At 73.5% G+C, this 10954-nt stretch carries 1 protein-coding gene and 3 pseudogenes; all 4 read right to left on the bottom strand.

All coding sequences use genetic code 11. The annotated features are described in order from the left end of the window. Window positions 1-3298: pseudogene (locus ACLEQD_RS27115) on the bottom strand (non-ribosomal peptide synthetase); the annotation flags it as partial. Between the two features lie 62 nt (window positions 3299-3360). Next, window positions 3361-8226, bottom strand: a pseudogene (locus ACLEQD_RS27110) (amino acid adenylation domain-containing protein); the annotation flags it as partial. Window positions 8227-8309: 83 nt separating this feature from the next. Beyond that, window positions 8310-10460: pseudogene (locus ACLEQD_RS27105) on the bottom strand (non-ribosomal peptide synthetase); the annotation flags it as partial. Then, the coding region (locus tag ACLEQD_RS27100; protein WP_410387841.1) for a condensation domain-containing protein at window positions 10439-10954 on the bottom strand (516 nt) is incomplete at its 5' end. The gene ACLEQD_RS27100 and the pseudogene ACLEQD_RS27105, both read right to left, overlap by 22 nt.

Raw genomic sequence — 10954 nt, 5'->3', positions numbered from 1 at the left:
GCGGCGCCTGGGTGCGGCGCGCGTCCACCAGCCGCTCCGCCAGCGACGCCACCGTGGGCGCGCGGAACAGCTCGCCCAGCGGCAGCTCCACGCCCAGCGACGCGCGGATGCGCGACACCACCTGCGTCGCCAGCAGCGAGTGCCCGCCCAGCTCGAAGAAGTCGCCGTGGATGTCCACGGTCTCCAGGTGCAGCACCTTCGCCCAGATGTCCGCGAGCGCCCTCTCCAGGTCGCTCCGGGGCCTGGCGGAAGCCCCCGGTTCCGTGGCGCGGGCCTGCGGCACGGGCAGGGCCTTGCGGTCCACCTTGCCGTTGGGGCTCAGCGGCAGCTTCGGCATGACGACGATGGCGGACGGCACCATGTAGTCCGGCAGCTGCTTCTGCACGGCCGCCCGCAGCGCGTTCGTGTCGACGCCGTCGTCCTCGCTGGACACGACGTAGGCCACGAGGCGCCGGTCGCCCGGCACGTCCTCGCGCACCACGACCACCGCCTCCTCGACCTCCGGCGCCTGGCGCAGCACGGCTTCGATTTCACCCGGCTCCACGCGGAAGCCGCGCAGCTTCACCTGGAAGTCGGTGCGGCCCAGGAACTCCAGCGTCCCGTCGCGCCGCCAGCGCACGCGGTCGCCGGTGTCGTAGAGGCGCGCTCCGGGCTCGGTGGCGAAGGGGTGGGGGATGAAGCGTTCGGCGGTCAGGTCCGGGCGCTGGAGGTAGCCCCAGGCCAGGCCGTCCCCGCCGACGTGGAGCGTGCCCGGCACGCCCGGCGGCACGGGCTGGAGCGCAGCGTCCAGCACCCACGCCGTGGAGTTCGTCAGCGGCCGGCCGATGGGCACCGAGCGGCCCACGGCGTCACCGGCGCGCAGCGTGTGCGTGGCGGAGAACGTGGTGTTCTCCGTGGGGCCGTAGCCGTTGACGAGCACCGCGCCCGGGGGCAGCCGCTTCAGGTGTTCGCGCACGCGCTCCAGGGGCAGCACGTCGCCGCCCGCGAGCACCTGCTTCACGCGGGCCAGCGCGTCGCCCTGGTGGAGCACCATCTGCTCGAAGAGGGCGGCGGTGAGCCACAGCGTGGTGATGCCCTCGCGCCGCAGCAGCGCGCCCGTCTCCTCCAGCGACAGCGCCTTGGGCGGCGCCAGCACCAGCGTCGCGCCGTTGAGGAGCGCGCCCCAGAGCTCCAGCGTGGACGCGTCGAACGCGACGGGCGCCAGCTGGAGGAAGACCTCGTCCGGGCCGAAGTGGATGAAGTCCGCGCCGCGCACCAGGCGGGTGATGCCCCGGTGCGGCACGCTGACGCCCTTGGGCCGGCCGGTGCTGCCCGACGTGAACATCACGTAGGCCAGCGCGTCGGCGGGCACCGTGACGTCCAGCGCCGTCTCCGGCTGCCGTGCAATCTGGGCAGCGTCACCGTCCAGCAGGACCTGGAGGTCCGTCACCTGGGGCAGCTCGTCCGCCAGGGCCTCCTGCGTGACAAGCACGCTGACGCTGGCCGCCTGGAGCATCCAGGTGATGCGCTCCGCGGGGGCCTTCGCGTCCACCGGCACGTACGCCGCGCCGGCCTTGAGGATGCCCAAGAGACCCGTGACGAGGTCGAACGAACGCTCCAGGCACACGCCCACGCGGTGGCCGGGCCGCACGCCCTGGCGCCGCAGGTGGTGCGCCAACTGGTTCGATGCCCGGTCCAGCGCCGCGTACGTGAGCGTCTCCGCGCCGGCCTTCAGCGCGATGGCGTCCGGCGTGCGCGCGGCCTGCTCCGCGAAGAGGGCGGCCACGGACGCGTCGCGCGGGTAGTCGCGGGCGGTGTCGTTCCACCCGGTGAGCAGCCGCTGACGCTCCGCCTCCGTGAGCCACGGCAGTTGCGACAGCCGCGTGTCCGGCGCGCGGACGGCGGCCTCCAGCAACACGCGCAGGTGCTCCGCCATGCCGGCCACCGTGGCCGGCTCGAACAGGTCCTGGTTGAAGACGAGCGCGCCGTCGAAGCCTTCCGGCGTCCGCATCAGGATGCACTGGAGGTCGAAGAGGATGGCCTCCGGGTTGGCCTCCCTGGGGCGCAGCGTCAGGCCGGGCAGGGACAGCTCCGGCATGGGCGAGTTCTGGAGCGTGAAGGTCACCTGGAACAGCGGCGTGCGGCCCAGGTCGCGCTCCGGGTGGAGCACCTCCACCAGCTTCTCGAACGGCAGGTCCTGGTGCTCGTACGCGCCCAGCGTGGTGGCGCGCACCGCGTCCAGCAGCTCGCGGAAGCGGAGCGTGTCGCGGACCCGCGTGCGCAGCACCACCGTGTTCGCGAAGTAGCCGATGAGGTCCTCGGCCTCCGCGTGACGGCGGCCCGCGATGGGCGAGCCCACCAGCACGTCCTCCTGGCCCGCGTACCGGTGCAGCAGCAGCTGGAAGGCCGCGAGCAGCACCATGAAGGGCGTGGAGGCCGTCTGCTTCGCCAGGACCTCCAGCGCGTCACTCAGCTCGCGCGGCAGCGTCAGGGGCTGCACGCCCGCGCGGAAGGACTGGCGCGTTGGACGCGGGTGGTCCGTGGGCAGCTCCAGGTAGGGCGCGGCGCCTTCCAGTTGCCCGCGCCAGTACGCCACCTGCGACTCCAGCACGTCACCCTGGAGCCAGCCGCGCTGCCAGAGGGCGTGGTCGGCGGCCTGCACCGGCAGCTCCGGCAGCGGCGAGGGCTGCTCCGCAGCGAACGCCGCGTAGAGCGCGCCCATCTCCCGCACCAGCACGCCCGTGGACCAGCCGTCGGAGATGATGTGGTGCGTGTTGAGCAGCAGCAGGTGCTTCGTGGGCCCGAGCTTGATGAGGAGCCCGCGGAACAGCGGGCCCTGCTCCAGGTCGAACGGGGTGCGCGTCTCCTCCAGCGCCAGCCGCGACGCCTCCGCCTCGCGCTCCTCCGCCGTCGGCAGCGCGGACAGGTCCTCGTTGCGCAGCGGCATGGGGAAGGGCGGGTGGATGACCTGCGACGGCGTGCCCTCGTGCGAGCGGAACGTGGTGCGCAGCGCTTCGTGGCGGCGCACCAGCTCGTCGAACGCGGCCAGCATCACGATGATGTCCAGCGTGCCGTCCAGCTCCAGCAGGCTCGGGAGGCTGTAGGCGTTGCCCGCCGTGCCCAGCTGCTCGATGAACCACAGCCGGTGCTGCGCGAACGACAGGGGCAGCTCGTCCGGCCGCTCCGCGCGGACCAGCGCCGGCAGGGCGGACGCGGCGGCTTCGGGGACCTGCGGCTGGGACCGCCGGAGCGCGTCGATGCGCTCGGCCAATGCCGCGACGGTGGGGCCCTCCAGCAGGGCGCGCAGGGGCAGCTCCACGCCGAAGTGCTGCGCACGCGCGACACCACCTGCGTGGCCAGCAGCGAGTGGCCGCCCAGCTCGAAGAAGCCGTCATGGCGCCCCACGGCGGGGACGCGCAGCACCTCGGCCCACAGGGGGACGAGCGCCGCTTCCGTGGGCGTCGCGGGCGGCTCGATGACGCGCTCGGTGACCGGCGCGGCGTCCGGCGTGGGCAGCGCCTTGCGGTCCACCTTGCCGTTGGGCGTCAGGGGCAGGGCGTCCAGCGCGATGAACGCGGCGGGCACCATGTACTCCGGCAGGTGCCGGCGCAGGTGCTCGCCCAGGGGCGACGTGTCCACCTGGGGCGCGACGTAAGCGATGAGCCGGTCGCCATGGACCTGCGCCACCGCGTCCCGGATGCCGGGGTGCGCGCGCAGCGTGGCCTCGATTTCGCCCAGCTCGATGCGGTAGCCGCGCAGCTTCACCTGGAAGTCCAGGCGGCCCATGAACTCCAGCGTGCCGTCCGGCCGCCAGCGGGCCTTGTCGCCCGTGCGGTAGAGGCGCGCGCCGGGCTCCGCGCTGAACGGATCCGGCAGGAAGCGCTCGGCCGTGAGGGCCGGCTGGCCCAGGTAGCCGCGCGTGACGCCTTCGCCGGAGAAGCACAGCTCACCCGGCGTGCCGATGGGCGCCAGGTCCAGCCGCGCGTCGAGCACGTAGGCGCGCAGGTTGTCCACCGGCCGCCCGATGACGGGCTCCGGCTGCGGGGCGTCCTGGATGGTCCAGGTCGTCGCGTCCACGGTCACTTCCGTGGGGCCGTAGCCGTTGAAGGCGCGCGTGCGCTTCGTCGCGGCGAGCTGCCGCCACGTGACTTCATCCACGGCCTCGCCGCCCACGGAGAGCAGGGCGGGGACGTGGGCGCGCTCCAGCAGCCCGGCGGACAGCAGGAGCTTGAGCTGCGACGGCGTGCAGTCCAGCGCGTCGATGCGCTGGTGCTCCAGCCACGCGAGCATGGCCTCCGGCTCCAGGCGCACGTCCTCCGGGACGATGCACAGGCAGTGGCCGTCCAGCAGCTGGAGCACCTGTTCAATGGACGCGTCGAAGTACAGCGGCGCGTTCACCGTGATGCGCTGGCCGCGCGGCAGGCCCGCGTAGATGCTCCGCGTCAGCGCACGGTGCAGGTTGAGCACGGAGCGGTGCTGCACCATCACGCCCTTGGGCGAGCCGGTGGAGCCGGAGGTGTAGATGACGTATGCGAGGTTCCCCGCACCGGCCGACGCCGGCGGGCCCTCCAACTGGTCCGACTGTCGGACCACCTCGTCGTCCACCCGCACCACGTGGGCCACGTCCGGGCGCCACGCCGCTTCCAGGGCCTGCGTCGTCACGAGCACGGACGCGCCGCAGTCCTTGAGCAGGAACGCCTTGCGCGCGGCGGGCGCGGACGGGTCCAGCGGCACGAAGGCGCCCCCGGCCTTGAGCACCGCCAGCAGCGCGACGATGGCCTCCGCCGAGCGCTCCAGGCACAGGCCCACCGTGACTTCAGGGCCCACGCCCAGCGAGCGCAGGTGCCACGCGAGCTGGTTGGCCCGCGCGTCGAGCTGCCGGTAGGTGAGCGTCGTCTCGCCAGACACCACCGCGTCCGCGTCCGGCGTCGCGGCGGCCTGCCGCTCGAAGCGCGCGTGCACGGTGGCCTCGCGCTCGAAGTCCACGGCGTCACCGAGGCCGGTGCGCAAGAGCCACGCGCGGTCCTCGGCCGGGAGGAGGGACACGTCGGCCAGCCGGACCTCGGGCTGGATGAGGGCCTCCATCGCCTGCCGCCACTGGCCCAGCACGCGCTGCACGGCCTCCGCGGCGAAGCGGTTCTCGTCGTAGGCCAGGTGCATCTGGAGCTCGCGGCCCGGGAGCACCGTGGCCGCCAGCGGGTAGTTGATGCTCTCGCCCATCTGCAGGTCGCGCAGGTCCAGCGCGGTGGAGCGGCGCAGCAGCGATTCGTCGAAGGGGAAGTTCTCGAAGACGAGCAGCGACTGGAAGAGGGGCACGCCCCGGGGGATGTCGCTCCACCCGTGCGCGGTGACGAGCGGCGTGTGCTGGTGCTGCTGGATGCCCAGCAGCTTCGCCTGGATGGCCTGGAGCCAGGGCAGCACGGGCGCGGTGTCGTCCGGCAGCGCGATGCGGACCGGCAGCGTGGTGATGAGCAGGCCCAGCATGGCCTCCGACCCCGCGAGCTCCGGCGGACGTCCCGCCAGCGTGGTGCCGAAGAGGACGTCGCGCGTGTCGGCGTGGCGCGCCAGCACCAGCGCCCAGGCCGCCTGCGCCAGGGTGTTGAGCGTGAGCTGGTGCCGCCGGGCGAAGGCCTCCAGCGCCGCGGTGCGCGCCTCCGGAAGCGTCACCCCGAGGATGGGCTGGTTCACGGTGCCCGAGGCCGTCTCCGTCACGGGACGCATGGCGGGCACGGGCGTGGGCACCGACAGGCCCGCGAGCTGGTTGCGCCAGAAGCGCTCGTCCTCGATGAGGTCGCGCTGTCCCAGCCACGCGATGTAGTCGCGGTACGGCGGCCGGCCGGTGGGGGGCAGCGGCGTCCCGGCGCGCAGGGCGTCGTAGATGGCGAAGACCTCCTGGAAGAACAGGCCCAGGCTCCAGCCGTCCACCAGCAGGTGGTGGTGGCTCCAGATGAAGCGCCACTGCGCGTCCGCCAGCCGCACCGCGGTCATCCGGCTCAGCGGCGCGCGCGACACGTCGAAGCCGCGCGCGCGGTCCACGACGATGAGCCGCTCCAGCCCGGCTCGCCGCGCGTCCTCCGGCAGGTGGCGCCAGTCATGGACCTCGAAGGGCAGCGCCACTTGCGAGTGCACTGCTTGCAGCGGCGACTCCAGGTCCCTGGACACGAAGGCGGTGCGCAGGATGGGGTTGCGGTCCACCGCCGTCTGCCACGTCCGCTGGAACAGCGAGATGTCCACGTCCGAGTGGATGGACCACGCGGTGTGCTCGAAGTAGTAGCCCGCGTGCGGATCCTGGAGGGCGTGGAAGAGCATGCCCTCCTGCAGCGCGGAGAGCGGGAAGAGGTCCTCCACCGTGGGCCCCTGCGCCGCCAGCACCGCGTCCAGCGACGCCTGGGAGAGGCGTGCCAGCGGGAAGTCGCTCGGCGTCCGCCGGCGCGAGTCCTCCGAGTGGCGCAGGGAGATGAGCTCGCGCAGCGCGGACAGGAAGCGCTGGGACACCGCCCGCACGGTCTCCTCGTGGTGCAGCAGGGGGCTGTAGCCGAAGGCCAGGCGCAGCTGTCCACCGGACACCGCGCCCTCCACCGTCAGCGCATGCGGGTGCACCGCCTGGGGCGCCACGTTCGGCCCCACGGGCTCGTCGCTCAGGGCGAAGAGGGTGCTGGCGCCGGTCGCGCCGTCCAGCTGCCCCAGGTAGTTGAACGACACCTGCGCCCGCGGCAGCGCGGCCAGCGCGGCCCGTGCCTCCGGCGGCCCCAGGTGGCGCAAGAGCCCGAAGCCAATGCCCTTGTTCGGCCACGCGCTCAACGTGTCGCGCACGGCGCGCAGCCGGTCCCCCAGCGTGCCTTGCGCCGGCAGCCGCAGCAGGGCCGGCGTCAGGGACGTGAACCACCCCACGGTGCGGGACATGTCCGCGTCCGAGAACAGCTCCTCGCGGCCGTGGCCCTCCAGGTCGATGAGGACGTCCGGCTTCCCCGTCCACTCGCTGAGCGCCAGCGCGAGCGCCGTCACCAGCACGTCGTCGATGCGCGCCCGCCACGCGATGGGCGTCTCCTGGAGCAGCAGCCGCGTCTCCTCAGCGTCCAGCTCCGCGACCACCGCGCGGTGCGAGGCGTAGGTGTGCGGGCCCGGACCGTCCGTGGGCAGCGGCGCCACGTCACCGCGCACCGACTCGCTCCAGAAGGCCAGCTCGGCCCCCAGCACGTCCGTCAGGGCGTGCGTCTCCAGGCGGCGGGCCCAGGACAGGAAGGACGTCGTCTTCGCCGGCAGCGTGGGGACCTGGCCGGACTGGACCTGGCGGTAGACCGTCTCCAGGTCCTCGATGAGGATCCGCCACGACACGGTGTCCACCACCAGGTGGTGGATGACGAGCAGCAGGCGCTGCTCCTGGCCCGGCCCGAAGTGGAAGAGCACGGGTCGCACGAGCGGCGGTGAGGCCAGGTCGAAGGTCTCCTGGACGCGCGTGGCCTCCTGCTCCATCGCGGTCAGGCGCTCCTCGGGCGGCAGCGCGGAGAGGTCCACCTGGCGGAGCGTGAGCGGGGCCTCGTTGGGGTTCGCGTCGCGCTGGCGCCACGCGCCGTCCGTGCCCCGGAAGTACTTCAGGCGCAGGGCGTCGTGGTGGACGGCGAGCGCCTGGAGGGCCTGCTCCAGGTGCGCCGGGACCAACGCCTGGCGCGCCCGCAGGAGCAGGGCGTGGTTGAAGTGGTGCGCGTGCGTCGGCTCGCGCTCCAGGAAGTCCACCTGGATGGCGGTGAGCGGCACGTCCCCCACCACCGGGCCCTGCTCCGCGAGGCTGGTCGCGCTCTCGCGGGCCACGGCCGCCAGCGCGCCCAGGGTGGGGTGCTGGAAGAGGTCCTTCACCATCAACTGCACGCCGGCCTGCCGCGCCTTCGCGACGACCTGGAGGCTGATGATGGAGTCGCCGCCCAATTCGAAGAAGTTGTCGTCCAGGCCCACGCGCTCCACGCGCAGCACCTGGGCCAGCACCTCCGCCAGCGTCCGCTCCAGCCGCGTGCGCGGCGCCGCGTACTCCTTGCGGGAGGCGCGCTGTCCTCCGGGGGCGGGCAGGGCCTTGCGGTCCACCTTCGCGTTCGACGTCAGCGGCATCGCCGCCAGCGCGACGAACGCGGAGGGCAGCATGTACTCCGGCAGCCGCTGGCGCAGGAAGTCGCGCAGCGCGCCCGGACCGGGCTCGGCGCCGTGCGGGACGACGTAGGCGACCAGCCGCTTGTCGCCGGGCGCGTCCTCGCGCACCACGACCACGGCCTCGCGCACGTCCGGGTGGCGCGCAGCGCGGCCTCCACCTCCGGCAGCTCGATGCGGAAGCCGCGCACCTTCACCTGGTTGTCCGCGCGGCCCAGGAAGTCCATCACGCCATCGCGCCGCCACCGCGCGAGGTCGCCCGTGCGGTACAGGCGCTCACCGGGCCGGGAGGCGAAGGGGTGCGGGACGAAGCGCTCCGCGGTGAGCTCCGGCCGGGAGATGTAGCCGCGGGCGAGCCCGTCACCGCCGATGTACAGCTCGCCGGGGACACCCGCGGGCACCGGCTGCCCGTGCCGGTCCAGCACGTAGAGCTGCGTCTGGGCGACGGGCCGGCCAATGGGCATCGTGCCCCCCACCGACGCCGCGTCCGGCACGGGGTAGGTGGAGGCGAAGAGGGTGGACTCCGTCGGGCCGTAGCAGGCGACGACCGCGGTGCCCAGGTCCGACTCCAGCACCCGGCGCACGTGCGCGGGCGACACGACGTCGCCGCCCACGAGCACCCGCCGCACGCCGCGCAGGGCGTCCAGCTTCACGTCCACCACCTGCGTGAAGAGGCCCGACGTGAGCAGCAGCGTGGTGACGCCGTGGCGCTGGATGACCTGGGCCAGCAGGTCCACGTCCGACGGCGACGTGGGCGGGAACACGGCCAGCTTTCCGCCGTGCGCCAGCGGGCCCCAGAGCTCCAGCGTGGTCGGGTCGAAGGAGATGGGCGCGACCAGGAGGAAGGTCTCCTCCGGCCCCAGGTGCCCGAAACTCAGGTGATGCAGGAGGCGCATCACGGAGCGGTGCTCCACCGCGACGCCCTTGGGCCGCCCGGTGCTGCCGGACGTGAAGTCCACGTAGGCCAGGTGGCGCGAGTGCGTCCCCGCGACGACGGGCGTCGTGGGCAGGCTGGCGACGGGCGCCTCCTCCACGAAGAGGGACGGCAGCTCCGCCGGCAGGGGCAGCGACTCGCGCGTCTTGCGCGTGGTGAGCAGCAGCTTCGCGGGCGCGTCCTCCAGCATCGCCGTCAGCCGCGACGCCGGGTACGACGCATCCAGCGGCACGTACGCGCCGCCCGCCTTGAGGATGGCCAGCAGGGAGACGATGAGCTCCACGGAGCGGTCCATGCAGACCGCCACCAGCACGTCCGGGCCCACGCCGTGCTCGCGCAGCAGGTGCGCCCACGGGTTCGCGCGCGCGTCCAGTTGCGCGTACGTCAGGCGCTCGTCGCCGAACTCCAGGGCCACCGCGTCCGGGCGCAGCGCGACCTGACGGGCGAAGAGGTCCTGGATGCAGGCGTCGTGCGGGTAGTCGCGGAACGTGTCGTTCCAGGCGCCCAGGACCTGCTCGCGCTCGGCTTCACCCAGCAGCGGCAGCAGCGCGACGGGCGTCTGGGGGCTGGCGACGATGGCGCGCGCCAGGCCCACCAGATGCTCGGCGAAGCGCTCCATGGTGGCCGCGTCGAACAGGGCGGTGGAGTACTCCAGGCGGCAGGTGAAGCCGTCGCGGCCCTCCAGCACCTCCAGGCCCAGGTCGAACTTGGACGTGTCGGACGGCACGTCCACGCCGCTCAGCTCCAGCCCGGCGGGGCGCGCCTTGGCCTCCGGCGTGTTGACCACGTTGATGCTCACCTGGAACAGCGGCGTGCGGCTCAGGTCGCGCGGCAGCTGGAGCACGTCCAGCACGCGCTCGAACGGGGCGTCCTGGCGCGCGTAGGCCTCCAGGGCCTGGGCGCGCACGCGGCCCAGCAGCTCCACGAAGGACGGCAGGCCGGACAGCTTCGAGCGGAAGGGCAGGGTGTTGATGAAGCAGCCCATCAGCCACTCGACCTCCGGACGCGTGCGGCCCGCGATGGGCGTGCCCACGACGAAGTCCTCCTGGCCGGAGTAGCGCGACAGCGCCGTCTGGAAGAGCGCCATCATCACCATGAACGTCGTGGCGCCGTTGCGGCGGCCCAGCGCGAGCAGCGGCGTGACGACCTCCGGCGGCAGCGTGAAGCGGTGCCGCGCGCCCGCGAAGGAGATGACGGCGGGACGCGGCCGGTCCGTGGGCAGCTCCAGGTTGGGCGCCCCGGCAAGCTGCTGCTTCCACCAGGCCAGCTGCGCCTCCAGCTCGCCGCCGTCCAGCCAGTCGCGCTGCCACACGGCGTAGTCCGCGTACTGCACGGGCAGCTCCGGCAGGGGCGACGGCCGGCCCGCGAGGAACGCCGCGTAGTTCGCGGTCAGGTCGTGCGCGATGACCATGTTGCACCACGCGTCGGACACCGCGTGGTGGAACACGAGCGCCAGCACGTGCACCTGGGCTCCAGGCGCAGCAGCGTCGCGCGCAGCACGCCCTGCTCCAGGTCGAAGGGCAGCAGCGCGTACGCCTTGCAGAAGCGCTGCATCTCCGCCTCGCGGGCCTCGGGCGTGTCGCCCGCGACGTCGCGGCGCTGGAGGGCCATGCCTCGCGGCGGGTGGATGACCTGCACCGCACGCTCGCCGTCCAGGGTGTACGTGCTGCGCAGCACCTCATGCCGTGCCACCAGCGCGTCCAGCGCGGCCTGGAGCGCGTCCGCGTCCAGATCGCCTACGAGGCGGAAGAGGGTCGGGTTGTTGTACGTGCCGCTGCCGGGCTCCAGCTCCTGGAGGTACCAGAGCCGCTGCTGCGCGAAGGACAGGGGCAGCGGCCGGTCGCGGCCCACGCGGGGGATGGGCGGCGGGCCCTCGTTCACCACCGGGGCGGCGGGACGCGCGGC

The organism is Corallococcus sp. 4LFB, from assembly GCF_046520365.1.
In the GTDB taxonomy this organism is placed as follows: Bacteria; Myxococcota; Myxococcia; order Myxococcales; family Myxococcaceae; genus Corallococcus; species Corallococcus caeni.
This window is presented reverse-complemented; position numbering and strand designations above follow the sequence as displayed.